This window comes from Pseudoalteromonas sp. SIMBA_162, assembly GCF_046535955.1.
GTDB lineage: Bacteria > Pseudomonadota > Gammaproteobacteria > Enterobacterales > Alteromonadaceae > Pseudoalteromonas > Pseudoalteromonas marina.
In genome coordinates this window covers 1-267 of record NZ_JAWJBQ010000493.1, presented here as the reverse complement: position 1 = coordinate 267, position 267 = coordinate 1, and the positions used below count along the sequence as shown (strand labels likewise).

At 57.3% G+C, this 267-nt stretch carries 1 protein-coding gene; it reads left to right on the top strand.

Going from position 1 to position 267, the window contains the following annotated elements; translation table 11 throughout:
• A partial coding sequence (locus R0J88_RS20645) for an MFS transporter (protein ID WP_410900974.1) occupies window positions 1–267 on the top strand: 267 nt, incomplete at both ends.

The window sequence follows — 267 nt, the reverse complement described above, 5'->3', positions numbered from 1 at the left end:
ATGCTGTCAGCGTTGATGTTCACGGCGTCAGCACTGGGATCCGGCCTGGCGAGCACCTTTGATGCCTACATCTGGTGGCGCATTCTCGGCGGGATTGCCGTCGGCATGGCCAGTGTCATGGCACCGATGTATATCTCAGAGATGTCACCCGGGTATATGCGTGGGCGCACCGTCAGTCTGTTCCAGCAATCCGTGGTCTTTGGCCAGATGGTGGTGTTCTTCGTGAACTACTTCATTGCCAAGGGCATGGCGGAAACCTGGATCCTG